The organism is Citrobacter sp. 506 (assembly GCF_050434985.1).
Lineage (GTDB): Bacteria > Pseudomonadota > Gammaproteobacteria > Enterobacterales > Enterobacteriaceae > Citrobacter > Citrobacter braakii.
In genome coordinates this window covers 23,747-49,173 of sequence record NZ_JBNDJN010000008.1, presented here as the reverse complement: position 1 = coordinate 49,173, position 25,427 = coordinate 23,747, and the positions used below count along the sequence as shown (strand labels likewise).

At 54.5% G+C, this 25,427-nt stretch carries 27 protein-coding genes; 8 read left to right on the top strand and 19 right to left on the bottom strand.

All coding sequences use genetic code 11. From position 1 onward, the window contains the following. The first annotated feature begins 23 nt into the window (after positions 1 to 23). From ABIE10_RS22100 to ABIE10_RS22085, 4 genes are read left to right on the top strand one after another with little or no spacing between them, the layout of a single operon-like run. Entirely contained in the window at positions 24 to 800 is a 777-nt protein-coding gene (locus tag ABIE10_RS22100; RefSeq protein ID WP_429157113.1) for a T6SS immunity protein Tli3 family protein, read from the top strand. Between the two features lie 46 nt (positions 801 to 846). Then, on the top strand, positions 847 to 1,617 hold the full coding sequence (locus tag ABIE10_RS22095; RefSeq protein ID WP_235117448.1) for a T6SS immunity protein Tli3 family protein: 771 nt from the start codon (positions 847 to 849) through the stop codon (positions 1,615 to 1,617). A gap of 1 nt (position 1,618) precedes the next feature. Beyond that, entirely contained in the window at positions 1,619 to 1,879 is a 261-nt protein-coding gene (locus tag ABIE10_RS22090) for a PAAR domain-containing protein (RefSeq protein WP_016155465.1), read from the top strand. Then, on the top strand, positions 1,876 to 3,282 hold the full coding sequence (locus ABIE10_RS22085; protein ID WP_429157067.1) for a hypothetical protein: 1,407 nt from the start codon (positions 1,876 to 1,878) through the stop codon (positions 3,280 to 3,282). Before ABIE10_RS22090 ends, ABIE10_RS22085 begins: the two co-directional genes overlap by 4 nt. A 73-nt stretch (positions 3,283 to 3,355) precedes the next feature. On the opposite strand, the gene ABIE10_RS22080 is transcribed toward ABIE10_RS22085, so the two are convergent. The 3 genes from ABIE10_RS22080 to ABIE10_RS22070 are packed head-to-tail and all read right to left on the bottom strand — an operon-like array spanning position 3,356 to position 6,838. After that, positions 3,356 to 4,297 (bottom strand): ABC transporter substrate-binding protein, encoded by a 942-nt coding sequence (locus tag ABIE10_RS22080; RefSeq protein ID WP_019077849.1) that lies wholly within the window; start codon positions 4,295 to 4,297, stop codon positions 3,356 to 3,358. A 29-nt stretch (positions 4,298 to 4,326) separates the two neighbouring features. Beyond that, complete coding sequence (locus ABIE10_RS22075; protein WP_016155386.1) at positions 4,327 to 5,322, bottom strand: ABC transporter permease subunit; 996 nt, start codon at positions 5,320 to 5,322, stop codon at positions 4,327 to 4,329. Then, positions 5,315 to 6,838 carry a sugar ABC transporter ATP-binding protein gene (locus ABIE10_RS22070; RefSeq protein ID WP_016155468.1) on the bottom strand — a complete coding sequence of 508 codons (1,524 nt, stop codon included), beginning with the start codon at positions 6,836 to 6,838 and terminating at the stop codon, positions 5,315 to 5,317. The genes ABIE10_RS22075 and ABIE10_RS22070 overlap by 8 nt, the downstream gene beginning before the upstream one ends. A gap of 114 nt (positions 6,839 to 6,952) precedes the next feature. Here ABIE10_RS22070 and ABIE10_RS22065 point away from each other — a divergent pair, with 114 nt between their 5' ends. Then, positions 6,953 to 9,217, top strand: coding sequence for a hybrid sensor histidine kinase/response regulator (locus ABIE10_RS22065; protein WP_016155388.1), 2,265 nt, complete (start codon positions 6,953 to 6,955; stop codon positions 9,215 to 9,217). Between the two features lie 69 nt (positions 9,218 to 9,286). After that, positions 9,287 to 9,616: a DDRRRQL repeat protein YjdP gene (yjdP, locus tag ABIE10_RS22060; protein ID WP_016155470.1), complete on the top strand. Its 330-nt coding sequence runs from the start codon at positions 9,287 to 9,289 to the stop codon at positions 9,614 to 9,616. Between the two features lie 69 nt (positions 9,617 to 9,685). Here the strand turns inward: yjdP and phnP are convergent, their stop codons facing one another. The 16 genes from phnP to ABIE10_RS21980 form a co-directional block, all read right to left on the bottom strand. Next, positions 9,686 to 10,444: a phosphonate metabolism protein PhnP gene (phnP, locus tag ABIE10_RS22055; RefSeq protein WP_109018328.1), complete on the bottom strand. Its 759-nt coding sequence runs from the start codon at positions 10,442 to 10,444 to the stop codon at positions 9,686 to 9,688. Between the two features lie 8 nt (positions 10,445 to 10,452). Then, entirely contained in the window at positions 10,453 to 10,887 is a 435-nt protein-coding gene (phnO, locus tag ABIE10_RS22050) for an aminoalkylphosphonate N-acetyltransferase (RefSeq protein ID WP_016155472.1), read from the bottom strand. Then, positions 10,874 to 11,428 (bottom strand): ribose 1,5-bisphosphokinase, encoded by a 555-nt coding sequence (phnN, locus tag ABIE10_RS22045; RefSeq protein ID WP_016155392.1) that lies wholly within the window; start codon positions 11,426 to 11,428, stop codon positions 10,874 to 10,876. The genes phnO and phnN overlap by 14 nt, the downstream gene beginning before the upstream one ends. A gap of 2 nt (positions 11,429 to 11,430) precedes the next feature. Continuing rightward, positions 11,431 to 12,567: an alpha-D-ribose 1-methylphosphonate 5-triphosphate diphosphatase gene (gene phnM / locus ABIE10_RS22040; protein WP_016155393.1), complete on the bottom strand. Its 1,137-nt coding sequence runs from the start codon at positions 12,565 to 12,567 to the stop codon at positions 11,431 to 11,433. After that, a complete protein-coding gene (gene phnL, locus ABIE10_RS22035; protein WP_047499592.1) occupies positions 12,564 to 13,250 on the bottom strand; it encodes a phosphonate C-P lyase system protein PhnL in 687 nt (228 codons plus the stop codon). Before phnL ends, phnM begins: the two co-directional genes overlap by 4 nt. A 116-nt stretch (positions 13,251 to 13,366) precedes the next feature. After that, positions 13,367 to 14,125 (bottom strand): phosphonate C-P lyase system protein PhnK, encoded by a 759-nt coding sequence (phnK, locus tag ABIE10_RS22030; RefSeq protein ID WP_003844769.1) that lies wholly within the window; start codon positions 14,123 to 14,125, stop codon positions 13,367 to 13,369. Next, positions 14,122 to 14,913 carry an alpha-D-ribose 1-methylphosphonate 5-phosphate C-P-lyase PhnJ gene (gene phnJ, locus ABIE10_RS22025; RefSeq protein WP_049259807.1) on the bottom strand — a complete coding sequence of 264 codons (792 nt, stop codon included), beginning with the start codon at positions 14,911 to 14,913 and terminating at the stop codon, positions 14,122 to 14,124. Before phnJ ends, phnK begins: the two co-directional genes overlap by 4 nt. Before the next feature lie 46 nt (positions 14,914 to 14,959). Beyond that, positions 14,960 to 16,027: a carbon-phosphorus lyase complex subunit PhnI gene (locus ABIE10_RS22020; protein ID WP_047416024.1), complete on the bottom strand. Its 1,068-nt coding sequence runs from the start codon at positions 16,025 to 16,027 to the stop codon at positions 14,960 to 14,962. Then, positions 16,027 to 16,611, bottom strand: coding sequence for a phosphonate C-P lyase system protein PhnH (phnH, locus tag ABIE10_RS22015; protein WP_003031824.1), 585 nt, complete (start codon positions 16,609 to 16,611; stop codon positions 16,027 to 16,029). Before phnH ends, ABIE10_RS22020 begins: the two co-directional genes overlap by 1 nt. Further along, positions 16,608 to 17,060 (bottom strand): phosphonate C-P lyase system protein PhnG, encoded by a 453-nt coding sequence (phnG, locus tag ABIE10_RS22010; RefSeq protein ID WP_326978780.1) that lies wholly within the window; start codon positions 17,058 to 17,060, stop codon positions 16,608 to 16,610. The genes phnH and phnG overlap by 4 nt, the downstream gene beginning before the upstream one ends. Beyond that, complete coding sequence (phnF, locus tag ABIE10_RS22005) at positions 17,061 to 17,786, bottom strand: phosphonate metabolism transcriptional regulator PhnF (protein WP_016155397.1); 726 nt, start codon at positions 17,784 to 17,786, stop codon at positions 17,061 to 17,063. 20 nt (positions 17,787 to 17,806) lie between these two features. After that, the gene (gene phnE, locus ABIE10_RS22000) at positions 17,807 to 18,586 is read right to left on the bottom strand and encodes a phosphonate ABC transporter, permease protein PhnE (RefSeq protein ID WP_016155398.1); all 780 of its coding nucleotides are present in this window, start codon (positions 18,584 to 18,586) and stop codon (positions 17,807 to 17,809) included. A 105-nt stretch (positions 18,587 to 18,691) separates the two neighbouring features. Then, positions 18,692 to 19,708: a phosphonate ABC transporter substrate-binding protein gene (gene phnD, locus ABIE10_RS21995; RefSeq protein ID WP_016155399.1), complete on the bottom strand. Its 1,017-nt coding sequence runs from the start codon at positions 19,706 to 19,708 to the stop codon at positions 18,692 to 18,694. 80 nt (positions 19,709 to 19,788) lie between these two features. Further along, entirely contained in the window at positions 19,789 to 20,577 is a 789-nt protein-coding gene (gene phnC / locus ABIE10_RS21990; protein WP_016155400.1) for a phosphonate ABC transporter ATP-binding protein, read from the bottom strand. Between the two features lie 132 nt (positions 20,578 to 20,709). Beyond that, on the bottom strand, positions 20,710 to 21,156 hold the full coding sequence (yjdN, locus tag ABIE10_RS21985) for a VOC family metalloprotein YjdN (protein WP_016155401.1): 447 nt from the start codon (positions 21,154 to 21,156) through the stop codon (positions 20,710 to 20,712). 139 nt (positions 21,157 to 21,295) lie between these two features. Beyond that, positions 21,296 to 21,631 carry a zinc ribbon domain-containing protein YjdM gene (locus ABIE10_RS21980; RefSeq protein WP_003031835.1) on the bottom strand — a complete coding sequence of 112 codons (336 nt, stop codon included), beginning with the start codon at positions 21,629 to 21,631 and terminating at the stop codon, positions 21,296 to 21,298. A 539-nt stretch (positions 21,632 to 22,170) separates the two neighbouring features. On the opposite strand from ABIE10_RS21980, the gene crfC reads away from it, so the two are divergent. Together crfC and ABIE10_RS21970 are read left to right on the top strand one after the other, a co-directional pair. Beyond that, positions 22,171 to 24,528 (top strand): clamp-binding protein CrfC, encoded by a 2,358-nt coding sequence (gene crfC, locus ABIE10_RS21975; protein ID WP_094169361.1) that lies wholly within the window; start codon positions 22,171 to 22,173, stop codon positions 24,526 to 24,528. After that, positions 24,525 to 25,418 (top strand): diguanylate cyclase regulator RdcB family protein, encoded by an 894-nt coding sequence (locus tag ABIE10_RS21970; protein WP_049282262.1) that lies wholly within the window; start codon positions 24,525 to 24,527, stop codon positions 25,416 to 25,418. The genes crfC and ABIE10_RS21970 overlap by 4 nt, the downstream gene beginning before the upstream one ends. The last annotated feature ends 9 nt before the right edge of the window (positions 25,419 to 25,427 follow it).

Sequence of the window (25,427 nt, the reverse complement as noted above, 5' to 3'; positions counted from 1 at the left end):
CGCTTAACGTTTAAGGATAAATGATGAAACTGAGAAGTTCGTTAAAAATAATAATCGGAGCAATCTCGCTATGCGCCGTCTCTGCCTGTACAAAATCACCCTCGCAGATTATTTATCGCTATGATGATAACCGCTATCTGGAATTGAAAGGCTTCAATTGTGATGGCGCACTTTGGTATCATGACAATAAAAGAAGCATACATAAAGAGATCTATGATGGCATATTTGCTTCCTTCAGGATTTTTACAGGTGAATATATTCATCCTTCCGATAAATATATATTTATTCCTGAGTGGGAGCCGGGGGCATACACAATATCCAAAGACTATGGGCAAACATGGGAGGTGGCATCTTATATGTCTCCATTTCAGGGGCAAGAGAGAAATTCAGAGGGGAATGTGGTCGACAGACCGGAGGGAAAAGAAATCAAAAGAGTGGTGGTGGTTAATAATCAGGCATTTATTACCACTTCGCAGAATCATTTGTATATGAGTTCATACCCTTTTGACGATCCGCGTCTAAAACCCGGCGGGCCGGGTATAGATTATAAATACTTTGATGACACGTATTATCTCTATAAACCAGGCAAACATAAATCCAATGGCGAGTATGTGGACGGTCATACCAGTCCTAAGTTTCCTGGACGAGCCTGGGGGACAGTCGTTTTTATGAAAACTGCTTTAGCCCATTTAACGGAGGGTTATAAGGCAAATTATCAAAACCTGCCCGACAAAGAACCAGAGGTGGTGGGCTATAAGGGATGGACCCGGATGCGCTGTGACCTGGATGCGGGAAAATAATCTGCAATGGGATATGCCTGAGTCGCTTAACGTTTAAGGACAAATAATGAAAATGAGTAGTATGTTAAAAATAATAATCGGAGCAATCTCGCTATGCGCCGTCTCTGCCTGTACAAAATCACCCTCACAGATTATTTATCGGTTTGATGATAATCGTTATCTGGAACTGATCGGATATGATTGTGAAGGATATGTTGTTTATCATGATATAAAAAGAAATATTCATAAGTCAATTTATAGCAACCCAATATACATGATATTTACGGGAGAATATATTCATCCTTCAGAACAGTATGTTCTGGTGCCTGAATGGGAACCTGGGGCATATAAAATATCTAAAGACTATGGGCAAACATGGCAGGTCGCATCTTATATGTCCCCATTTCAGGGGCAAGAGAGAAATTCAGAGGGGAATATGGTCGACAGACCGGAAGGAAAAGAAATAAAAAGAGTGGTGGTGGTCAATAATCAGGCATTTATTACCACTTCGCAGAATCATTTGTATATGAGTTCATACCCTTTTGACGATCCGCGTCTAAAACCCGGCGGTCCGGGTATAGATTATAAGTTCTTTGATGACACGTATTATCTCTACAGGCCAGGCAAACATAAATCCAAGGGTAAGTATGTAGATGCTCATATGAGACCTGAATCTCCAGGTGCGGCCTGGGGGACGGTCGTTTTTATGAAAGCTGCTTTAGCCCATTTAACGGAGGGTTATAAGGCAAATTATCAAAACCTGCCCGACAAAGAACCGGAGGTGGTGGGCTATAAGGGATGGACCCAGATGCGCTGTGACCTGGATGCGGGGAAATAATATGAAAGGTGTAATCAGGCTAAATGACCCGCTGGAAAACGGTGGGTATGTGAACAAAGCTTCTGGTAGCAAGTTTATGGGAATTCCTGTCGCTTTAATGGGGGATACTGTTCTTTGTGTTGCGCATAAAGGGACCTTTCCCATACTTGATTTTGAACCAACCTGGACAATGGACGGTAGAGGCGTTGTTGTGGATGGGTGTAGGGCTGCATGCGGTTGTGCAATAAAAACCACACTGCCAATGGCGGGGACAAGCAAATGAGTAAATGGAAGATACCAAACAAGAATCCCTATCAAGACCCAGGAAAATTCCCGCTAAATATTATGCTGGTTATTAGCTGTGCTATATTCTTGTTATGTATGATGTACCATATATTAAACTGGCTTCAGGAAAAGAAAGTTGCTGATAATTTGACATGGAATGCAATAGTAATCCCTTCTCTAATAGTGTTAGTAATCTGGTGTGTGGTGATAATCATTCACGGTATAATATCTTTTCCGTTTTATTATGCGGGTTACCTTGAGCAGTATGGTATGTATAAGTGGAAAAACTGGGCAATACAGGCATTGCCTCTTTTAGACTATTCATCAATTCTCCCGGTGCCTGAACTGGCATTAAAAATTCAGAAACTAGAAGGGGAAGCGCCAGCAGGTTCTGCAACGCCGTTACGAATTGATATCGAAGTTGATTCAATGGATGACGCCAGAGTTGATAAAGTGCTAAGACGGTTGATAGAACCACTCAAGAATTCTCTTGTCAAAGAGTATCGTCCGTTTAATACCTGGTTGTATGTTAAGGGTGCGGATGACACTATCGGCAATAGTTTCAGGGCGGTACTCGCAAGTCTGGGCATCTCCAGCAATAAGGTCGGAGACGTTAATATTCTTCATGATTGTCCGGATTATTCTTTAATCAATGATTGGATTGGCCTAAATATTTCTGAAAACAACTTGGTTATTACAGTTGAATTGCACAATAAAAATAATTCTGATTTTTTCGAAAGTGCTAATGCCTTTATTTTTACCAATGCAAAATTGCTTGAAGATAAAGACACGCCTTTATATTTATTGCGTATGATGGACAGTACTCCATATTATCTTGATGAAATCGTAAGTGCATATTTATCTGCTCAGCAAGTGGATGTGAGTAAAATTAAAAAGATGTGGTTCAACTCACTGGATAAACAGTCAAAATTAGTAATGTTTAGTGGGGTGGAAAACGCAAAAGTGAACATTTTGGCCGATAGTCGATATGAACTGGAAGCCGTTACTGGGCAAAGCACAGAGGTTCAGCGTTGGGTTGTATTGGCGTTGGCTGCGGATGCTGCAAAATATGGTCAAGGACATCAGTTATTCGCCAGTGCATCCGCAGGCACGATTCAAACCGGAATAATAGCTGCTAAATATCCAGGATGTTGGCCTGCACTTGGTAAGCTCGATTTCGGGAATTATTGGAAAATCATAATTGTTTGCGCAATTATTTTATGGGGTATAGGGTTTGTAAGTCTCGTGCCAACGGAAATGTTCAATAATCATCCCTGGTATACGTTTACTCCTTTAGTTATCGGCATTCTGGTTATTTATACGGCAATTATGATTTATTCTTTGATAGTGAGTCAAAAGATAGAGCGGGAAATGGATATTTATTACTCTCAGTTTTTATGAGGTAAGCGCCCTGACGGGCGCTCATACTTCTTTTACTCTCTTTGCGGCAGGAGAGCATCAGTCGGTTAAGGGGTTATTTCACCGTCCAACCCTTATAGCTGCCGACGTTGTTTTTATCGATCATCGTCACCGGGATCAGTACGGGCTCTTTCGGGGCGGGTTTCCCCTGCAATATGTCATAGCCGATTTCGACCGCTTTGGCAGCCATCACCTGCGGATCTTGTGCAGGCGTCGCCACAAATAGTGAGTTTTCCCGCTTCAACGCTTCTTCAGCGTCTGGCGATCCGTCTACGCCGACAATAAAGAATTCGCTACGTTGTGCCTGTTTTGCCGCCAGATCGGCACCGATCGCCGTAGGATCGTTAATGGCGAATACGCCGTCGATCTTCGGATTCGCCGCCAGCAGCGCGGTCATGATCTCCAGTCCGCCTTCGCGACTGCCTTTGGCGTTTTGGTTATACGACAGCACCTTGATATCCGGGTGGCGTTTAAACTCGGTCTGGCAGCCTTCGACGCGGTTCTGGACGGCGGAAACCGGCGGCCCGTTGATAATGACGACGTTGCCTTTCCCTTTCAGACGGTCGGTAATGTATTTACAGGCCATTTCACCCGCCTGGGTGTTATCGGAGGTAATGGTCGCATCTGCGCCTTCCGCCGCTACGTCAACGGCAACCACCACAATCCCTGCGTCTTTCGCGCGTTTTACCGCTGGGCCGATGCCTTTGGAGTCGGCGGCGTTAAGGATAATCATGTCGACCTTAGCGGCAATAAAGTTGTCGATTTGCGACACCTGTTGTCCCAGATCGTAGCCGCTGGAAACCAGCGTCACTTTAACGCTATCACCCGCCAGTTTGCGTGCTTCCAGCTCCGCGCCTTTGGTGATCTGCACGAAGAACGGGTTGGCCAGATCGCCCACCGTAACGCCGATCGATTTCAGTTCTTTTGCCTGCACAAACGGAGCTGCAGCAAGCAGTGCGCCAGCACAGAGCGCGGTGACTAAGGGCTTCAATCTCATGCTGTATTCCTCGAAGTAAGATGTTGTTGTTATGCACTTTGATGGTGTCGGGTACGGTATTTGTCGATCAGTACCGCTATGATGATCACCGCCCCTTTGATCACCAGTTGCCAGAAATAGGAGACGCCCATCAGCGTCATGCCGTTATTGAGCGTGGCGATAATCAACGCCCCTACCAGCGTGCCGGTGATGGTACCGATCCCCCCAACAAAGCTGGTACCGCCCAGGATCACCGCCGCGATGGCGTCCAGCTCGTAACCCATGCCTAAGTTACCGTTGGCGCTGTATAGCCGTGAGGCGCTCATCACCCCGCCAAGACCTGAGAGCACACCGCTCATGCCGTAGACGAACAGCAGCACCAGCCACACTTTGATACCGGTTAAACGAGCGGCCTGCATATTGCCGCCGACCGCATAAATATGAACGCCGAGTGTGGTGCGCCTAAGAATGAACCAGCACATCACCACCACCGCCAGCGCAATGACCACTAGCCACGGAACCGGACCAAGATAGTTGTTACCGATCCACTCAAAGCTGATATTGGAATTGATCACCGTCGTGCCGTCGGCCAGCAGATAGGCCGCGCCGCGCAGCGCCGTATACGTTCCAAGCGTGACGATAAACGGTGGCAGTCCGGCAAAAGCAACCAGCGCGCCGTTAAACAACCCCAGCACCAGACCGAGCATCAGCGCCGCCGGAATCGACAGCATGGCAAATTCAGGGATCAGCGAAACGACCATAGCCGCGACGGCGGTGGTGCCGAGAATCGAGCCAACCGAGAGGTCGATCCCGCCGGTCAAAATAATGAAGGTCATGCCTGCCGCCAGCACGATGTTGATCGACGCCTGGCGGGTTATATTCAACAGGTTGCTTTCGGTAAAAAAGTTTGGCGCGATAAAGCCAAATACCGCCACTATCAGGATGAGAATCGGCAAGATGCCGACCGTTTGCATCAGATCGCTCATCAGCAATTTTTTCGCGGAGGCGGATTTCGCCACCTGCTGGGGAGTGGTTGGATTATTCATGGGACACCGCCTGATGATGGGAGTCGTTCACGCCGGTTGCCAGCGTCATAATATTTTCTTGGGTAATACTTTGCCCGTTCAGCTCACCGGCAATGCTGCCTTCCCGCATGACGTACACGCGATCGCTCATACCGACAACTTCCGGCAATTCGCTGGAGATCATCAGGATCGCCACGCCTTTGCGCGCCATGTCGTTCATGATCCGGTAGATCTCGCTTTTGGCGCCAACGTCTACGCCGCGCGTGGGTTCATCGAGGATCAAAATGCGTGGGCCGATCGCGACCCAGCGTGAAATCAGCAGCTTTTGCTGATTACCGCCGGACAGCCCGCCCGCGCGTACCTGGGCGTGCGGAACGCGGATGTTGAGCAATTGGATGGCGTCATCGGAAATAGCCTGCGCCTTTTTGCGATCGAGCATGCCCCAGTTGGCGTCACGTTCCAGCGTCGCCATGGTGATGTTCTCTGCTGCCGCCAGCTCTAAAAACAATCCCTGCTCTTTGCGGTTTTCCGTCAGAAAGCCAATGCCGTGGTCAATTGCCTCGCGAGGGGAGTGGATCACCACCGGTTCACCGTCTACTTCAATCATGCCGCCGATGGCTTTACGCACGCCAAAAATCAACTGAGCCAGTTCAGAACGCCCGGCGCCGACTAACCCGGCAAGGCCGACGATCTCCCCGGAGCGCACCAGCAAACTGCACGGCTGGACTTTATGGCCGTCGGTCAGGTGGTGGACGTTGAGGCGCGCTTTACCTAAGGGAATATCGCGCTCTTTGTTGAACAAATCGCTTAACGGTCGGCCCACCATCATGCGCACCAGCTCAGAGGCGTTGAGTTTGTCTCGGGTCAGGCTGCCTACATATTGCCCGTCGCGCAGGACGCTGACGCGGTCCGAGAGTTCATACACCTCCGCCATGCGGTGGCTAATGTAGATAATCGCCATCCCCTCATCGCGCAGGCGCATGATCAGTTCAAACAAGCGGTGGGTTTCACGTGAGGAAAGGGCGGCTGTGGGTTCATCCATCACCAGAATGCGGCTGTTACGGTGCAGGGCGCGGGCGATTTCCACCTGCTGCTGTTCGGCGATGGTCAACGTCATCACGCGATCGCTGGCCTTAAACTGGGCGCCGAGTCGGTCGATGACTTTCTGCGACTGCATCACCATCTCTTTACGCTGGACCAGACCGCCGCGCGACAGCTCGCTGCCAAGAAAGATATTTTCCGCCACCGTCAGGTTCGGCGCGAGCTGCATCTCCTGGTAAATCAGCGTGATGCCTGCGCTGAGCGCGTCTTTTGGCCCGCGAATGTGAAACGGCTGACCGTCGATCAGGATCTCACCGCTGGTGGCGGTATACGCGCCCGCGAGGATCTTCATCAGGGTGCTTTTCCCCGCGCCGTTCTCACCCATCAGGGCATGAATCTCACCCGGCCAGACCGTTAAATCGACCCCTTTCAGCGCGTAAAATTTACCAAACGCTTTGGCAATGTTGCGCATCTCCAGAACCGGTGTCCTGCTCATAGCGGATCTCCTGTGGGGTGGCCGATATCAGCAGTCCATCACAGGAATGTAAATGCAAAATGTCAGAAGCCGTTCATATTTGTCATATTGCGATTTTTCTTCACGGAGCGTGATATGCCGCAACCAGGACGTCACTTTTTCGCCAGTGCGCGCGGACGATTGCTGTTCTTCAATCTGCTGGTGGTGACGGTCACGCTGATGGTAAGCGGTGTGGCGGTGCTGGGGTTTCAGCATGCCAGTCAAATCCAGGAACAGGTGCAGCAGCAAACCGTTGACGACATGACCGGCAGCATGAACCTGGCGCGGGATACGGCGAACGTGGCGACGGCGGCGGTGCGGCTGTCGCAGGTGGTCGGCGCGCTGGAATACAAAGGTGAAGCGGAGCGGCTGCAGGAGACGCAACGGGCGCTGAAGCATTCGCTGGAACAGTTGGCCACCGCGCCGTTGGCGCAGCAGGAGCCGGCGCTGGTCGAGCGTATTATCCAGCGCAGCCAGGAGCTACAAAGCAGCGTGGAAGGTATGCTGCAGCGCGGGCAACGGCGACATCTGGAACGTAACGCCCTGCTCAGTTCGCTGTATCAGAATCAAAGTTATTTACGTCATCTGCAAAAGCTGACCGGCGCGCAGGATGACGTGCTGCTGGGGCAGATAGACCGCTTAATTGTTGCCGCCATTGAAACACCCACGCCGCGTTCGGTGGTGAAACAACTGGACGGCGTGATGCCCGCGCTGCCTGTGCAAAATAGCAATCCGCTGATTACCAACATCCTCACCGACTTCAACCAGGAGTTGCATAAGCTGGAGCCGCTCTCTTCCGCGCTTGAGCAGAGCGATTTGGCGATCAACTGGTATATGTTTCATATCAAAGCGCTGGTGGCGATCCTCAACAGCGATATCAACCGGTATGCTTCGCAGGTGGCGCTGATCTCCGAACAGCGGGTGGCGCAAAGCCATCAGGAACTGCAATCTGGCGCGTTGTTTATTTTGGTGTTTGCGCTGTTGGCGGTGGTGATCACCGGTTTTGCCGGCTGGTATATCTACCGTAACCTCGGTTCTAACCTGACGGCCATTTCGCGGGCGATGACCCGACTGGCGCATGGTGAATCGGACGTTAGCGTCCCGGCCCTGCAGCGGCGCGATGAGCTGGGCGAGCTGGCCCGCGCCTTTAGCGTCTTCGCCCGTAATACGGCATCGCTGGAGCACACCACCCGACTGCTAAAAGAAAAAACCAGCCAGATGGAAATCGACCGCACCGAGCGCCAGGGGCTGGAGGAAGCGCTGTTGCACAGTCAGAAACTGAAGGCGGTAGGGCAACTGACAGGCGGATTAGCGCACGATTTCAATAACCTGCTGGCAGTCATTATTGGCAGCCTGGATCTGGTGAACCCAGACTCTCCCGATGCGCCACGGGTCAATCGGGCGCTAAAAGCCGCCGAGCGCGGGGCGCTCCTTACCCAGCGGCTGCTGGCCTTTTCGCGCAAACAGTCGTTGCATCCCCATGCGGTGGAGCTGAAAACGCTGCTGGAAAATTTGGGCGAACTGATGCGCCACTCTCTTCCGGCTACGTTGACGCTGGAGATTGAAGCCCAGTCTCCCGCCTGGCCCGCGTGGATTGATGTCAGCCAACTGGAGAACGCCATTATTAATCTGGTGATGAATGCCCGTGACGCTATGGACGGGCAGGCGGGCACGATTAAAATCCGTACCTGGAATCAGCGGGTCACGCGCAGCGATGGGCGTAAGCAGGATATGGTGATGCTGGAAGTTGCCGACCAGGGAAGCGGGATGTCGCAGGAGGTGAAAGCTCAGGTCTTCGAGCCGTTTTTCACCACCAAACAGACCGGCAGCGGCAGCGGGCTGGGGCTGTCTATGGTCTACGGTTTTGTGCGCCAGTCCGGTGGCCGCGTGGAGATTGAAAGCGCCCCTGGGCAGGGAACGACGGTCAGATTGCAGCTTCCTCGCGCGGTTGTGCCGGTGCAGACACCGGTGGAGACAATCGCACAGCACACCCCGACTCGCGGTGAAAAACTGGTGCTGGTTCTCGAAGATGAAGCCGATGTGCGCCAGACGTTATGTGAGCAATTACACCTGCTGGGCTACCTGACGTTAGAGGCCGCCAACGGCGAACAGGCTATGCATATGCTGGCGGCTTCATCCGAGATTGATATTTTTATCAGCGACTTAATGCTGCCCGGTGGTTTAAGCGGTGTGGATGTGGTTAATCATGCGCTGGCACATTATCCACAACTGAACATCCTGCTGATTAGCGGCCAGGATTTACGTCCGGCGCATAATCCGGCGCTGCCAGATGTGGCGTTATTGCGTAAGCCCTTCACTCGGGGAGAACTGGCGCAGGCGCTGCGGCATTCGCGTAATTGAGATTCCTCCGCTACCCGCGCAAATACGCTTTGATTACCGTGGGGCGAGTTTCTTGATGAGGCTGGTTTTATGCAACGCTCCGCGACATTCTTACTTTTCACTCTGCTGATGATGACCACCGTATCGGCGCAGGCCGATATTATCGATGACGCCATCGGCAATATTCAGCAGGCGATTAACGATGCCTACAAACCGGACAGCGGGCGGGATTATGACGACTCTCGTGATGAAAGCTGGCAGCGACAGATGAGTGACGATCGTCGCAGGCAGTATGATAATCGCCGCCGCCAGTTTGAAGACCGACGCCGCCAACTAGATGACCGCCAGCGCCAGCTCGATCAGGAACGGCGTCAGTTAGAAGACGAAGAGCGCAGAATGGAAGAAGATTACGATCGTTAGCGCAATCTTTCGCTGGCAAGGTTATAGGGGGCAGAGACCTGTTAACAAGCCTTTAAGTGCGATGTAAACCTACCTCAGCACAATCTCCATTCCGTCATACCCGGCTTCGAGCCCTGTCGGTAGCGGATTCTCCATCATCCACAAATCAAACTGATGACTGATATGCGTCAGGATCACCCGTGGGCAGCGGATAACCTCGTTCAAGGCGATAACGGTATTTACATCGCTGTGATTGCGTGGCGGCTCGGCGCGCGGGGCGTGGCTGCAGTCGATGATAATCACCTGAGGCTGGTTATTGTGGAGAAACTTCAGCGTCTTGTCGGGAAGTCCGGAGGTATCGGAGAGCCACGCCACGCGGCTGTGCGCGGTCTCCAGCAGATAGCCAAACGTCAGCTTTGAATGGTTGAGCGGGAGTGGCGTCACCTGCAACCCTTGCAGGTTAAACACCACGAATGGCGCGACGGTATGGCTAAAATCGAGGATGCCAGGGTGCTTAAACAGATCGTCGCATCCCTGTTCATCCGGCGGACCGTACACCGGGATAGTCGCCCCCACGCCCCAGCGCAGCGGAAACAGCCCCTGCACGTGATCCATATGGTAGTGGGTGAGCAGAAACTGCTGGAAGCTGCCTGCTGGCCAGTCGTCCATCAGATGCGGGATCCCCGCGTCCAGCAGCGTCACCGCATTGTTAAATTTGACCACCCCGCTACAAGGGCGTCGACGGTATTGCGCCTGTAAGCGTGCTCGTTGGCAAGCCGCACAGTCACAGCCAAATGCCGGCACCAGTTGCGCGCCGCCGGTTCCCGTCAGCGTAATGGTCAGACTCATGGCTCCCCCTACAACGGTTTGGTGAAGCGAAAATGGCTCATGGTATAGCCTTCGCGCTGGTAAAAGCGGTGCGCGTCAAGGCGTTGGGTACTTGTCGAAAGCTCGGTTATTTCTGCGCCCGCTTCGCGCGCGGTGGCTTCGGCCCAGGTCAGTAACTGACTACCCACTTTTAGTCCTCGTGCCTGTGGCATCACCACCAGTTCCTGGATCTCGCCAATCCAGTTGGCGTGGTGCAGATGAAACTGCAGGTGCAGACCGATCAAGCCGACGACCTGTCCGTCGAGCAGCGCCAGTTGGTAGTGCATATTGGGATCTTGCAGATTTGCGGCGTAGCCGGCGCTAAAAGCCTGCAGGTCGAATTGGCCCTGTTTCAACTCACAGATAAGCGCGTAAACCGCATCGGTATCGTATAGCGTGGCGCGGCGTAATTCACAGACAGACATGTTTCTTCTCCTTGCGTCCCATCAGTGTGAGCAGTGTATCGACAGACTGTAGCAAACTTCCATCATTGTTCAGGACGTGGCAGTCATACGGCGTGTAGCGCGCCGCGCGTTCAAGGCGGGCAGCGATTTCCGTTTCGCTCTCCCGTCCACGTGCCTGCAGGCGCTGGCGTAAAATGGCCGGGGAAACCTGTAAGCAAATGGGAAGTAAAGAAGCACCATAACGGGCCTGCGCCTGGGGCAGATGCGCGCGCGAGCCGTTGACCACCACATCAAAACCGGCGTGCAGCCAGAGGTCAATCTCTACGCCGACGCCGTAATAGAAGCCGTTGGCGTGCCAGCTCAGCGCCAGCAGGTTCTGCCCGGCGCGGGTAAAAAACTCTGGTTCGCTGAGGGCAATATGGTTTTCATTCCCGGCGTTGGCGGCGCGGGTGATGTAACGGTGCGCCACCAGCAGTTGCGCAGGTTCCTGCTGGCGAAGTTCTGCCAGTAGACTGTCCTTACCGGAGCCGGACGGCCCCATCAGCCAGATCAGTTTCCCCATAGTCAGAATACCCTTTTGCCCTGACGCCAGACGTGGTCGATATGGATGTGATCGCCTTTGCGATGCGCCAGCACCAGATCCGCGCGTTTACCTTCGGCTACAACGCCACGATCGTCGAGATTTAATGCCCGCGCCGGATTGCGGGTCACCAGACGAATGGCCTGCGGCAGCGTAAAGCGGTTGGCGTCATCGTCCGCCACGCGGAATGCCGCATCGAGCAGGCTGGCGGGGTAGTAGTCGGAGGAGAGAATATCCAGCAGCCCCAGCTCAGCCAGCTTATGCGCCGCCACGTTGCCGGAGTGAGAACCGCCGCGCACGATGTTGGGCGCGCCCATCAGCACGTTCATGCCATGCTGGCGCGAGGCCTCTGCGGCGGCAAAGGTAGTAGGAAATTCGGCAATCACGCTGCCAAGTTGATGCGATTCCAGCACATGATCGCAGGTGGCATCGTCATGGCTCGCCAGCGCTATCTGGCGCTCACGACACATCTGAGCAATCGCTGTGCGGTTGGGTTGCGACCAACGTGCAGCCAGAGCTAACTGTTCTTCTTCGTAGCGGGCCATTTGCTCGTCGGTAAGTGAATACTTGCCCTGATAGTACTCGCGGTACTTCTCGCGATTGGCAAACTGACGCTGGCCGGGGGAGTGGTCCATCAGCGATACCAGCGTCACCGGCTCACGACTGACCAGTTTTTCAAACAGCGGTAGGGTGGTGTGATGCGGCAGCTCGCAGCGCAAATGCAGGCGGTGCTCGGCGCGATTGACCCCGCGCTTTTGCGTCTCTTCCACCGCGTTGATCATCTTCTCCAGATTTTCCAGACGGTCGCCACCGTCGCGCACATCGCCAATCGCCACCGCGTCCAGCACGGTGGTAATGCCGCTGGCGACCATCAGCGCGTCGTGGCTGCTCATCGCCGAGTGGGCGGGCCAGTCTACCTTCGGGCGCGGGGTGAAAAACTTGTCGAGATTGTCGGTATGCAGCTCGATAAGCCCTGGCAGCAGCCAGCCGCCTTCTCCGTCCATCGCTTGGGCCAGTTGGCTCTGACTTTCGGCAAAGGCGCGGATCGTTCCGCCCTCAATTTCCAGCGATCCTTGCACCACTTCATCTTCCAGCACCAGCTTTACATTATTGATAATCATGCTGTTGTTCCCATCAGGTGCAGGCGATCCGCGACGCGATCGCGCACGGTTTGATCGTGAAAAATGCCGACAATTGCCGCGCCGCGGGCTTTCGCTTCTTCAATCAGTGCGACGACGGCGGCGCTGTTTTTGGCGTCCAGCGAGGCGGTGGGCTCATCGAGGAGTAGAATCGGGTAATCGACGATAAACCCTCGGGCGATATTGACGCGCTGCTGTTCGCCCCCGGAAAACGTCGACGGCGCCAGATGCCACAGCCGCTCCGGCACGTTCAGGCGGGTAAGCAGGTTAGCCGCTTTGGCTGCGCACTCCTCGCGTGACACGCCGAGATCCAGCAGCGGCTGCATCACCACATCCAGCGCAGAAATCCTTGGGATCACGCGCAGGAACTGGCTGACCCAGCCGATGGTTGAACGGCGAACTTCCAGCACTTTACGCGCCGGAGCCTGCACCAGATCGACCCATTCGCCGCTGTGGCGGATGTGGATGTGTCCTTCATCCGGCAGGTAGTTGGCGTACAGCGAACGCAGCAACGTGGATTTGCCGCTGCCAGAGTGACCGTGCAGCACCACGCATTCGCCGTTTTTAACTTCCAGCGTGGCGTCTTGCAGCACCGGCAGACGCACGCCGTTTTGCTGATGCAGTACAAAGGTTTTACTGACGTTTTCAACGCGGATCGCGTTCATTTTTAGCCTCTTTAAGCATTTTTGCGTTCGATTGCCTGATGGCGCTTCGCTTATCAGGCCTACAACCGATGCCGATCCGTAGGCCGGGTCGCGAAGCGCCACCCGGCAAGACAAAATCAGTTTTGCAAAACAGATGACACCAGCAACTGGGTATACGGATGATGCGGATCGTCGAGTACGCGGTCGGTTAACCCACTTTCCACCACCTGACCCTGCTTCATCACCAGCAAACGGTCGGCCAGCAGGCGCGCTACGCCCAGATCGTGGGTGACAATAACCACTGCCAGATCCAGTTCCACCACCAGGCCGCGCAGCAGGTCCAGCAGTTTGGCCTGTACGGAAACGTCCAGACCGCCGGTGGGCTCGTCCATAAACACCAGTTTGGGATGGGTGACGAGGTTGCGGGCGATCTGCAGGCGCTGCTGCATGCCGCCGGAAAAGGTGGTTGGCAGGTCGTCGATACGCGAGGCCGGGATCTCCACTTCCTCCAGCCAACGCTGCGCGGTGGCACGGATGTCGCCGTAGTGGCGCGCCCCGGTGGCCATCAGGCGTTCGCCGATATTGCCGCCAGCGGAGACCTGACGGCGCAGGCCATCCAGCGGATGCTGATGCACCACACCCCATTCGGTGCGCAGCAGACGGCGACGGTCGGCCTCGTTCATGCCGTACAGCGAACGGTTCTGATACAAAATCTCACCGCTCTGCGGCGTCAGCCGTGAAGAGATCGATTTCAGCAGCGTGGTTTTGCCGGAACCGGACTCGCCGACGATACCCAGCACTTCGCCAGGCCACAGGTCAAAAGAGACATCGCTGAAGCCCTTGCCCGGCGCGTAGAGATGGGTCAGGTTGTTGACTGAAAGCAGCGGTTGCGTCATTTGCTGAGGGCCTCACTCTGTTGGCGGCAGTAGTCGGTGTCGGAGCAGACAAACATGCGTTTGCCGGTGTCATCGAGCACCACTTCATCGAGATAGCTGTGGGTTGAGCCACAGATGGCGCAAGGCTCATCCCAGCTCTGCACGGTAAACGGGTGATCGTCGAAATCGAGGCTTTCCACGCGGGTGTAAGGTGGAACGGCATAGATGCGTTTTTCGCGGCCTGCGCCAAACAGTTGCAGGGCCGGCATCATGTCCATCTTCGGATTGTCGAATTTTGGAATTGGCGACGGGTCCATGACGTAGCGGTCGTTAACCTTCACCGGATAGGCGTAAGTGGTGGCGATATGGCCGAAGCGGGCGATATCTTCATACAGTTTCACCTGCATGATGCCGTACTCTTCCAGCGCGTGCATGGTGCGGGTTTCCGTTTCGCGCGGCTCGATAAAGCGCAACGGCTCGGGGATCGGGACCTGAAAGATAATGATCTGGTCTTCCACCAGCGGCGTTTCCGGGATGCGGTGGCGGGTCTGGATCAGCGTCGCGTCTTCCGTGCGCTCGGTGGTGTTCACCCCAGTCACGCGTTTAAAGAAGTTGCGAATCGACACGGCGTTAGTGGTGTCATCCGCGCCCTGGTCAATTACCTTCAGCACGTCCGGCTCGCCAATCACGCTGGCGGTGAGCTGAATACCGCCGGTTCCCCAACCGTAGGGCATCGGCATTTCACGTCCGCCAAACGGCACCTGGTAACCGGGGATCGCCACCGCTTTCAGAATCGCGCGGCGAATCATGCGTTTGGTCTGCTCATCAAGATACGCAAAGTTGTAGCCGGAGAGGTTAGTGGTCACGGGTGGCCTCCTGTTGCAGGCGTTTGAGCAGTTCCAGCTCGGCCTGGAAATCGACGTAATGGGGAAGTTTGAGGTGCGAAACAAAACCCGCCGCCTCGACGTTATCCGCATGCGCCAACACGAACTCTTCGTCCTGCGCCGGTCCCGTGACCGATTCATCGTATTCGGCTGCCTGTAGGGCGCGGTCCACCAGCGCCATCGCCATCGCTTTACGTTCGCTCATGCCGAACACCAGCCCGTAGCCGCGGGTAAAATGGGGGGATTCGTTTTCTGGCGCGACAAAACCGTTGACCATTTCACATTCGGTCATCAGCAATTCACCGACGTTCACCGCAAATCCCAGCTCTTCCGGTACGGTTTCCAGTGCCACATAGCCGCTGCGAATTTCGGCGGCAAACGGGTGATTACGCCCGTAGCCGCGTTGGGTGGAGTAGGCCAGCGCCAGCAGATATCCCTCATCGCCGCGCATCAGCTGTTGCAGACGTGAGGCTCTTGAACAGGGGTAAACCGGTGGCGTGCGGGTAATATCATCCGGCTGCGCGCCGTTATCCTCTTCACGCTTTGCCAGTCCCTGGTTGGCCAGCAGGGAAAAGACGTGCGGAGAGGCGTCCTGCGCGTCGTCTGCGCTGCGCAGGGGTGGCGTTTCGCCATTGGCCAGCAGGGTAAAATCCAGCAGGCGATGGGTGTAGTCATAAGTGGGACCTAACAACTGCCCGCCGGGAATATCCTTGTAGACCGCAGAGATTCGGCGCTCAAGGCGCATTTCTGCACTGTTAACCGGTTCGCTGACCGCCACCTTTGCCAGCGTAGTGCGGTAGGCGCGAAGCAAAAAGATGGCTTCGACGTTATCGCCGCTGGCCTGCTTCAGCGCCAGCGCGGCCAGTTCGCGGTCGGCGATGCCGCCTTCGGTCATCACCCGGTCGACGGCCAGGTTCATCTGTTGTTCGATTTGCGCCACGCTCAGTTCAGCAATGGTCTCATCGCCCCGGCGTCGGTTTTCTTGCAGGGCGTGGGCGTTGGCTATCGCCTTTTCGCCCCCTTTGACGGCGACGTACATCAGCACACCTCCACATGGGTGGTTCGCGGAATAGCCAGCAGGCGTTCGCCGCAGGTGAGGATCAGGTCGACCCCCAGCGGGAACGGATGCGGGCGTTCGGTGAGTTCGTGAATCAGGCATTCCGGTAGCTGTGGCGCGATCATGCGCTCTTCAGCGATACCGGCGCCGGTTAGACGCAGCATGCGTCCACCGCTTAAGCCAGAGACCTGCACAATCAGCGTGGCGCTGGTTTCTGGCGCGACGGCGGAACCGGCGGAGAGGGCGTTAAGCTGTTCGCTGCTGATGCGTTCGTCGGCGACGGCAAAGGCCGCCAACTGCGGCTGATCCACCAGCGGCGCGTTGGTGTGAAAACGCAGATTCTGCCGGGCGATATCGTTATCCATCGACGGCGCAAGCCAGACCGGCGTGTCGCCATCGACCAGGGTCAGTAGCACGCTGGTGGTTGCCAGGCCCAGTGGCTGCCAGCCGTGTTTCAGTTGATGCAGGGCGACGATCACGCCCGGCTCACTCATGGCCTTCAGCAGGCGACGGAAGCTCTGCTGAGCATCCTGAACGGGTAAATTAAAAGCGGTTTGTAAGGTCATGCGTTATCTCCGCGTACCAGCGTGAAGAAGTCGACCCGGCTGGCGTTGACTTCGGCACGGCGTGCGCTAATCAGCGCATCGCGTTCCGCTTCCAGCGGGGCAATTAAGGTTTCCATTAGGCTCTGGAAATGCGTTTGTTCCTGCAGCAGCGCGTCAATGACCGCGCACTGCTCGGCGTGTTGTTTGTTGCGTCCCAGCAGGTAGCTGTAGCCCAGTGTGCCGCTCTTCAGGCGTACCACTGCGCGGGTAAGCGTGGTATCACCAGCAAAGAAGCGGTTGCCGGTGCCGCCCATGCGAGCCTGGAGCTGCATCAGTCCGCTTTCCGGTGCGCGGATAAGTTCATAGTCTGGCGTCAGTTTGAGCTCGTTGATGCGGGCGTTCAGGGCATCGGCATTGCTGTAAGCCAGCGCGCGCATCCAGCGCTGGCGGGTAGCGGTATCGAAATGCATTCAGTGCTCCATAGTGAATTCGATCATGTCGGCGCGGGTCAGGCTGACGGAGTATTCCGCCGCGTGTTCTTCGCCTTCACGGTGGTTCAGGGTGCGCACGCACAGCAGCGGCGCCATATTAGGGATTTCCAGCACTTTGCTCTCTTTAGCCTGTGCGCGGCGGGCGCTGATGCGCGTTTGTGTGCGCAGGAGCGTCAGACCGGACTGTTCGCGCAGGTAGTCGTGCAGTGAGCCGTTGTTAAAGCCCTGCAGCAGCGGCCATAGCGTGAGGTCGGAAAAATAGTGGTCGATCTGGCACAATGCGATACCGTTTACCCGGCGCAGGGTGCGCAGATGAATCACGTTATCGCCCTCGTTAATGCTGAGCGCATCGGCAATGTGGCTGGAGGCCGGGCGCAGCACCGCCAGCAGTTTTTCGCTGGTGGGGTGGCTACCCTGGTCCAGCAGGTTCTGGCTAAAGCGCGCCTGGGCATTAAGCGGGTAATCGAATGGGCGCATCAGCACCAGTACGCCGATGCCCTGGCGACGCTGGACCCAACCACGCTCAACCAACTGGTCAATAGCGCGGCGCAGGGTGTGGCGGTTTACCTCGTAGCGCGCGGCAAGCTGATGCTCGGCGGGCAGATAATCACCGCAGCGATAATGATGACGAAGCTCCTGCTCAAGTCTCGCGGCAATTTCCTGATAACGCGTTGGATAACTGGTCGGATGTGTAGACAAGTGCATAGCAATCAATGCCTCGCTAATCAGATAAAGTGCTTACGCAAACGCTGGGAAAGGAAATCCAGCAGGCTGACGGTGACGATGATTAACACCATCAGGGCGCAGGTTTGCTGGAACTGAAAGCCGCGAATCGCCTCCCATAAGGTCACGCCAATACCGCCCGCACCCACCATTCCGACCACCGTGGCCGAGCGGACGTTGGATTCAAAGCGATATAGCGAGTAGGAGATAAGCAGCGGCATAACCTGTGGCAGAACGCCGTACAGAATCTCTTCAATTTTGTTGGCCCCGGTGGCGCGAATGCCTTCTACTGGACCTGGCTCAATGGCTTCTACCGCTTCCGAAAGCAGCTTGGACAGCACCCCGGTGGTGTGGATAAACAGTGCCATTACCCCGGCGAACGGACCTAAGCCCACGGCGACCACGAACAGCATGGCGAAGACCATTTCATTGATGGCGCGGCAGGCGTCCATCAGGCGACGCATCGGCTGGTAAATCCACCATGGTACGAGGTTATCGGCGCACATCAGGCCAAAGGGAATCGACAGCACAACGGCGAGGGCGGTACCCCAGACGGCAATTTGCAGGGTGACGGCCATTTCACCGAGATAGTCCTGCCACTGACTGAAGTCTGGCGGAAAGAAGTCGGCGGCGAAGGTCGCCATATTGCCGGAATCCTGGATCAGCGTGAGCGGAGCCATTTCGGCACCTTTCCACGAGACCACCAGCACGGCGAGAAGAATGGCCCAGCTCAGCAGTGAGAACCAGCTACGTTTGGGCGGGGCGACGGTGATGGTTTGCATGTTTAGCTCCGTGCGTAGGTTTATCGCCGGATGGCAGCGCTTGCGCCTTATCCGGCCTACAGAACATCGTCTGCCCGGTAAGCGAAACGCCACCGGGCATCAGGTTTACTGCACCGCTTTAGTCACGCTGGTCATGGCGCCCAGGGCGGCGGTCAAACGGTCAAGGTCGTCGAGCTGCGCTTTCAGCGCCGAGGTTTTGCTGGTTTTCTCTTCCTCGTTCAACCCTTTGTTGCCCTTCACGCCCTGCATCTCTTTAAACAGCGCCAGTTGGCGAATCGGTACCAGTTGCAGGTCGCTGGAGGCACGGAACGGTGCCCATCCCAGGCGTTCCAGTACGGTTTTCTGTTCCGGCGTTTTGCCGTAATTCATAAAGAAGTCGTACACCTTGTCCTTGGTGGTTTCGGAGAGGTTTTTGCGCCAGACGATCGGATCGCCCGGGATCAGCGGTGACTTCCAGATAACCTTCAGCTCTTTCAGTTTTTCCGGCGCGGAGGTTTTCAGCTTGTCGAGGTTTTCGGTGTTGTTGGTGGCGACATCGACCTGTTTGTTGGCGACGGCCAGCGCGTTGGTTTCGTGTCCGGCGTTAACGGTGCGTTTGAAGTCGCTGGCGGAGATGTTGTTTTTGGCGAAGACGTAGTAACCGGGGACGAGGAAGCCTGACGTTGAGTTGGGATCGCCGTTGCCGAATGTCAGATCCTTACGTTTGGCGATCAGATCGTTCAGGTTGTTGATCGGACTGTCTTTGTTAACGATCAACACGCTCCAGTATCCCGGGGAGCCGTCGGCAGCGACGGTTTGGGCAAACACTTGTCCGTTAGCGCGATCCACTGCTTCCATTGCTGAGAGGTTGCCGTACCAGGCGATATCAACTTTGTTAAAACGCATTCCCTGAATGATCCCGGCGTAGTCCGGGGCGAAGAAGGCGTTCACTTTCACGCCCAACGATTTTTCCATGTCCTTCAGGAACGGTTCCCACTGTGGCTTCAGGTTTTGCTGTGATTCGGTCGAAATAATGCCAAAGTTCAGCGCTTTTTCTTGCTCTTCGGCCTGCGCCGGGCTGAACAAGGTGCTGATGCTGAACATGCTGGTAAAGGCCAGCGCGGCAACGGTCTTATAGCTCATGTTGTTTCCTTAATTAGTCTTTGTTCCAGGCTATTTCACTTGCCAGCCTGGCTGCGCCAATAACGCCTGGTTTTTTAGAACTATGCAGCCTGCGCGTTCTGTTCGACGCGGTTCATGCTGCGGTAGAGATGGTCAAAACGATCGTTATCAAAATGCTGGCTGCTGCCATCAAAGAAGACGTTGCCCTGACGAAGCGCGACAATGCGTTCGCAGTAGCGCAGGGCGTAATCCACCTGATGCAGCGTGACGACCACGGTGATGCCGTCGGTCTGGTTAATGTCGCGTAGGGTGTCCATCACGATGCGTGCGGATTCCGGGTCCAGCGAGGCTATCGGCTCGTCGGCAAGGATCACTTTGGCTTGCTGCATCAGCGCGCGGGCAATCGCCACGCGCTGCTGTTGCCCGCCCGAAAGCGTGGAAACGCGCTGGTATGCAAAGTGCGCCATGCCAACGCGGGTCAGCGCCTGTAATGCACGCTGTTTCTGTTCCTGGCTAAACCAGCTAAAACAGGTGCGCCAAAACGGCGTGCTGCCGAGTGCGCCAATCAGGACGTTTTCCAGTACCGTCAGGCGGTTAACCAGATTGAACTGCTGGAAGATGTAGCCGGTGTGGGCGCGGCTTTTGCGGATATCGCGCGCCAGGCGGCCTTCATGTTGAACGGTGCGACCCAGCAGTTCGACGTGGCTACCCGGGGATTTATCACCGACGATCAAACCGCTTAAATGACGTAAAAGGGTGGATTTGCCGGAGCCAGACGGCCCAAGCAGAGCCACCATCTCACCGGAACAGATGTTCAGATCAACCGCATTGAGCGCCTGATGTTGATTGAAGGACTTGGAGAGTTTTTCGACGCGAATAATCGTTTGCATGATGCGGCCTCCCTTAAAAAGTGGCCCTATCGTGGCGGATTAATGTGACGTTTTCGTTAAAGGATGGTTACTTGGTGATGAAGAGTTGAGCGATTTTTGATGACAGTACGGGAGGGCTGGCCTCCCGTTGGATTACTCTGTAGGTTGCTGCTGTTTGACGACGTTGATCATCCACGGTACGCCATACCGATCGCTCACTTTACCGAAACCATGAGCCCAGAAGGTTTCCTGCCAGTCCATTTCGATTTTTCCGTTTGCTGCCAGGTTATCAAACCAGCGTTTGCCTTCGTCGACGTTTTGCGTATCGAGTACCAGCGTAAAGCCAGAGTAGTGGGCATTTCCGTCGGGGGCGCTATCGCTCATCATGATGTCGCTGCCCGCAACGCGCAGGTTGGCGTGGGCAATGGCGGTATCGGGGAATTTCATGCCTGAAGGGCAACCCTCTTCGCTGTTCTGCGCCGGTTTGGGCATTTCACCGAAGTTGATTTTGTAGAGTAGCTCAGCGCCTAATGTTTTTTGGTAGTAGGCGATAGCATCAGCGCAGTTACCTGCGAAGGAGATATAGGGACTTAACGGCATAATCTTTACCTCAGGTAAAAGAAACCAGTTAAGTGTAGTTATCGTCTGCAAAAATAAGCCAGGCGGGAAGTATGAGCTTCCCGCCTGGCAGATGAGCTGGCGTCGGCCTGATTGACGTAGCGCCATCAGGCAATTTGCATCAGTTCTTTTTCACAAATTCAGATTTCAGCTTCATTGGGCCAAAGCCATCGATTTTGCAATCGATGTTGTGGTCGCCTTCAACCAGACGGATGTTCTTCACTTTGGTCCCGATCTTCAACATGGAAGAGCTACCTTTTACCTTCAGGTCTTTCACTACGGTAACGCTGTCGCCGTCAGCCAGCAGGTTGCCGTTGGCATCTTTAACGATCAGTTCGTCGCTGTCCTGAGCCGGTTCAGCATCGTTCCATTCGTGAGCGCATTCCGGGCAGATGAACATGCCGTTATCTTCGTAAGTGTATTCGGAGTTGCATTGTGGGCAGTGTGGTAATGACATGTGGATTTCCTCAAAAGTCAGCAGGGGCAAATGCGCCCAAAAATGGCAGATTGCCGAAAAAGGCCGCAATTATACATAAAATCCCTGCTTTTGTCGGGACTACTGCGCGATTATGCAAAATGATCTGCTGTAAAGACCCTTTGCTTTTACCTCAATGAAAGTATGGCGGAATATTTTTTAAGGGAAATTGCTACGCTTAGGTATTTAAGATAAGGTGAGGCGAAATATCTGATATTCATAGGTAACGTTGCTTACGGATGCCTAAGCCATTGTGATTGAATATCATTGACCCCCTTAATTTTAGTAGGGGGATTACGCGGGTATTTTTTAAAACTGAACTACGCTGTTTATCTTTCTTACTTATTACATAAGTGAGAGGCATCCGGCCAGCGGTTATACGCCAAATTTATTTTAATAATATCAGTTGGTTGTTTTGATTTTAATTATTTCTACACGTAATTATAAAAGCCAAAAAATCTATAAATAAAACGATTGGGCTAAATAAAAGTAATGCCATTTGCGTTAAGGAAGAATTTTCCATGCACACACAGACAATATATGAATTAAGTCAGGAAGCGGAACGCTTGCTGATGCTCTCGCTTGAACATCTCAGGCAATTGCAAAAATTGCCTATGACGTCGTTGGATGATGTCGCGCTAAAACAAGGAGAGCATAGCAGACAGGTGGTTCAGCCCCTGCATTTCAGCGCGCGTGGCATGGATGTCCAGCAGGCAACGCTCAATAATGAACTGCGTAAGATTACGCGTCTGGAAATGGTGCTGGCGATTGTCGGTACCATGAAAGCGGGAAAATCGACGACGATTAACGCGATTGTAGGGACCGAAGTTTTACCTAATCGTAATCGTCCCATGACGGCGCTACCAACGTTAATTCGCCATACGCCGGGGCAGAAAGAGCCGGTGTTGCATTTTTCACATGTCACGCCTATCGATGCCTTAATGAAGGTTTTACAGCAGCGCGTGCGCGAGTGCGATCGCCAGCGTCTTACGCAGACCCTGGAAATTGATAAGGATATGAATGTCCTGCTGCAGCATATTGAAAACGGCGTGGCATTTGAGCGGTATTATCTTGGCGCACAGCCTATTTTCCATTGCCTTAAAAGTCTGAATGACCTGGTGCGTTTGTCAAAAGCACTGGAAGTGGATTTTCCTTTTGCCGCCTATGCCGCGATTGAGCATATTCCGGTTATCGAGGTTGAATTTGTCCATTTGGCCGGTCAGGCGAGCTATCCTGGGCAATTAACCCTGCTGGATACGCCGGGGCCGAATGAGGCCGGGCAACCGCATCTACAAAAGATGCTGAATGAACAGCTGGCGCGGGCTTCTGCGGTACTGGTGGTGATGGATTACACCCAACTGAAATCGATTTCCGATGAAGAAGTGCGCCACGCTGTCATGGCGGTCGGCAAGTCAGTGCCGCTGTATGCGCTGGTGAACAAATTCGATCAGAAAGACCGCAACAGTGACGATGAAGAGCAGGTGCGGGCGTTAATTTCCGGCACGCTGATGCAAGGCGGGATTGCCCCGGAGCGAATCTATCCGGTTTCTTCGATGTGGGGGTATCTGGCGAACAGGGCGCGTCATGAGCTGATGGCTCGCGGGCGGCTGCCGGATCACCAGGTGCAACGTTGGGTACAGGATTTTGCCGAAGCGGCGCTTGGCCGGCGCTGGTGCACCAACGATCTTGAGGATACGGAGCACATTCGCCATGCAGCCGATCTGTTGTGGGAGGATTCGCTGTTTGAGCAGCCGATCCAGAAAGTGATTCATGCCGCTTACGCCAATGCTTCGCTGTATGCGCTACGCTCAGCGTCGCATAAGTTATTGAACTATGCGCAAAGCGCGCACGAATATCTGGAGTTTCGCGCCCATGGGTTAACGGTTGCCTATGAAAAACTGCGGCTGAACATCACGCATATTGAAGAGGATATGCAGCAGTTAGAAGTGAGTCAGGGGCGGGTGAGTGATGAAGTCAGTCATGAGGTCGAGCTGGCGCTGGAGGCTGCCGTGGCCTATCTCAATGAGCAACAGACTGAGATTCTGTGCGGCATCAACACGTTCTTTATCAAAGAAAATGTCCTGATGATGTCACAACATGGCCAGGGGGCTGGCGTTTCCTCGGCAGAAATGGCCGGAGAAATGCTGGTGTTGCACGATGAAGGGCAGGCGAAAATCGTGCTGGATAAAATGCGCTCGTCCTGTGAAGTTGTCTTGCTGGCAGCGCAGGAAAGTATTAGCCGGGATTTAGCTCTGCGCTTTGAACAGCTTGAGTCGACGCTGTCCCGGGCGCTAAATGACGCCATGCGCCCCATTGAGCAGCGGGTGAAAGAGGAGCTGAACCACGCTGGTTTTCGTGCGCGGATCCGTTTTCCGGCGTTTCATGCGGCGATGTTTAACTTCAACACCCGCCAGTTGTTTAACGAGGCCATTGAGCAGGATATTCCGGCGGAAAATGCGCCGTCAACTGGCGGTGTGGTGCGTGATACCTTCTCTCGCTGGTTGAATCAGCCCAACTGGGGATGGAATGAGTACGTCGAAACAAAAACGCGTTATCTCATTGATATGGGTGCACTGCATAAGAACCTTGTGCACTATGTCACCCAGTTTTGCCAACAAATTCGTAAAGCTTTAGCTGCGCAGGTCGATATTTCCGTTACGGCAGGCATGGCCACGTTTTTTGCTGATTTTTCACTGTGTTTGACGCAATTACAGGCGAGCCTGCGTGAGAGTTTGACCCTGCGCCAGCAAAATGAATCTGCGGTGAATGCCTTGAATGAACAACTGCAGCATCGCATTACGACTGCGGCATGGCTTTATGAAGATTCCCGCTTGCTGCGCGACGATATCAATACCCTTTTTGCAACCGAGCACACATGACTAACGTGTTACTGGAAGGCCCCGGGCGGACGCTGGAGTGTGTCTACCCGAAGTTTATGGTCGATCTGGTTCAGGGAGATGAAACCAAACGTTCCGGCGGTTTTCTGCAACAGCAGCAGCGGCTGCGTGCGCGTCTGACGCAGGAGGTGCTATCCCAGACGCAACTGCGAGCATGGGTGTTGGCAGGCGTGTCCAGCGAGCATCTGGTGATGCGTCTAAAACTGGTGGAAAAACTGGCGGGCATGATCGATCCGGGCCATCTGGCGCTGGTACGGATCGCCGAAGGGTTGATGTTTTTACAACAAACCGAAGACCCGCGTGGACTCTCCACGCCCGGTCTTCTGCAGCAGATAAATTCACTCGCTGACTGGTTTACCCAGCGCGGCGCTTATAAAGAGAAGGCAGTAACGCAACGCGGCCTGACGGTGCAAGCGGGCGAACATAGCGAGCAAATTTTTACCCGCTGGCGGGCTGGCGCGTATGACGGCTGGTCGTTACCTGGACGCTGTTTTGTGGCGTTAGAGGAGCTGCGTTGGGGAGCCTTTGGTGACGCCTGCCGGTTAGCAAATGCCGATGTGGTGTCAATGCTAAAAGACAACCTGCGAACGATGGCTGCTCAGGCGCTGGCAGACAGCGTGAATGCGGCCCCCGCCACGCGTCATTACTATCATCATTGGCTCAGCACGCCGGTGGTTGGCGGCTCGGGTGAGCACAACGATATGTTGAGCTGGCTCGGGGACTGGTGCGATGCGCAGCGTCATCCGGTGAGCTGGTCGGTGACGCAGCGTTGGCAAAATGTGGCGTTGGGCATGCCGAGATTGTGTTCGGCGAAGCGGCTGGTTGATGCGATGGTTGAGGAGATTTTTGCACCGTCCCCGCTCATCAATTGAGCAGGAACG

Coding starts and splice junctions, on each gene's coding strand:
- ABIE10_RS22100 (WP_429157113.1), top strand. CDS start 24: ATGAAACTGAGAAGTTCGTTAAAAATAATAATCGGAGCAATCTCGCTA.
- ABIE10_RS22095 (WP_235117448.1), top strand. CDS start 847: ATGAAAATGAGTAGTATGTTAAAAATAATAATCGGAGCAATCTCGCTA.
- ABIE10_RS22090 (WP_016155465.1), top strand. CDS start 1,619: ATGAAAGGTGTAATCAGGCTAAATGACCCGCTGGAAAACGGTGGGTAT.
- ABIE10_RS22085 (WP_429157067.1), top strand. CDS start 1,876: ATGAGTAAATGGAAGATACCAAACAAGAATCCCTATCAAGACCCAGGA.
- ABIE10_RS22080 (WP_019077849.1), bottom strand. CDS start 4,297: ATGAGATTGAAGCCCTTAGTCACCGCGCTCTGTGCTGGCGCACTGCTT.
- ABIE10_RS22075 (WP_016155386.1), bottom strand. CDS start 5,322: ATGAATAATCCAACCACTCCCCAGCAGGTGGCGAAATCCGCCTCCGCG.
- ABIE10_RS22070 (WP_016155468.1), bottom strand. CDS start 6,838: ATGAGCAGGACACCGGTTCTGGAGATGCGCAACATTGCCAAAGCGTTT.
- ABIE10_RS22065 (WP_016155388.1), top strand. CDS start 6,953: ATGCCGCAACCAGGACGTCACTTTTTCGCCAGTGCGCGCGGACGATTG.
- yjdP (WP_016155470.1), top strand. CDS start 9,287: ATGCAACGCTCCGCGACATTCTTACTTTTCACTCTGCTGATGATGACC.
- phnP (WP_109018328.1), bottom strand. CDS start 10,444: ATGAGTCTGACCATTACGCTGACGGGAACCGGCGGCGCGCAACTGGTG.
- phnO (WP_016155472.1), bottom strand. CDS start 10,887: ATGTCTGTCTGTGAATTACGCCGCGCCACGCTATACGATACCGATGCG.
- phnN (WP_016155392.1), bottom strand. CDS start 11,428: ATGGGGAAACTGATCTGGCTGATGGGGCCGTCCGGCTCCGGTAAGGAC.
- phnM (WP_016155393.1), bottom strand. CDS start 12,567: ATGATTATCAATAATGTAAAGCTGGTGCTGGAAGATGAAGTGGTGCAA.
- phnL (WP_047499592.1), bottom strand. CDS start 13,250: ATGAACGCGATCCGCGTTGAAAACGTCAGTAAAACCTTTGTACTGCAT.
- phnK (WP_003844769.1), bottom strand. CDS start 14,125: ATGACGCAACCGCTGCTTTCAGTCAACAACCTGACCCATCTCTACGCG.
- phnJ (WP_049259807.1), bottom strand. CDS start 14,913: ATGATTCGCCGCGCGATTCTGAAAGCGGTGGCGATCCCCGGTTACCAG.
- ABIE10_RS22020 (WP_047416024.1), bottom strand. CDS start 16,027: ATGTACGTCGCCGTCAAAGGGGGCGAAAAGGCGATAGCCAACGCCCAC.
- phnH (WP_003031824.1), bottom strand. CDS start 16,611: ATGACCTTACAAACCGCTTTTAATTTACCCGTTCAGGATGCTCAGCAG.
- phnG (WP_326978780.1), bottom strand. CDS start 17,060: ATGCATTTCGATACCGCTACCCGCCAGCGCTGGATGCGCGCGCTGGCT.
- phnF (WP_016155397.1), bottom strand. CDS start 17,786: ATGCACTTGTCTACACATCCGACCAGTTATCCAACGCGTTATCAGGAA.
- phnE (WP_016155398.1), bottom strand. CDS start 18,586: ATGCAAACCATCACCGTCGCCCCGCCCAAACGTAGCTGGTTCTCACTG.
- phnD (WP_016155399.1), bottom strand. CDS start 19,708: ATGAGCTATAAGACCGTTGCCGCGCTGGCCTTTACCAGCATGTTCAGC.
- phnC (WP_016155400.1), bottom strand. CDS start 20,577: ATGCAAACGATTATTCGCGTCGAAAAACTCTCCAAGTCCTTCAATCAA.
- yjdN (WP_016155401.1), bottom strand. CDS start 21,156: ATGCCGTTAAGTCCCTATATCTCCTTCGCAGGTAACTGCGCTGATGCT.
- ABIE10_RS21980 (WP_003031835.1), bottom strand. CDS start 21,631: ATGTCATTACCACACTGCCCACAATGCAACTCCGAATACACTTACGAA.
- crfC (WP_094169361.1), top strand. CDS start 22,171: ATGCACACACAGACAATATATGAATTAAGTCAGGAAGCGGAACGCTTG.
- ABIE10_RS21970 (WP_049282262.1), top strand. CDS start 24,525: ATGACTAACGTGTTACTGGAAGGCCCCGGGCGGACGCTGGAGTGTGTC.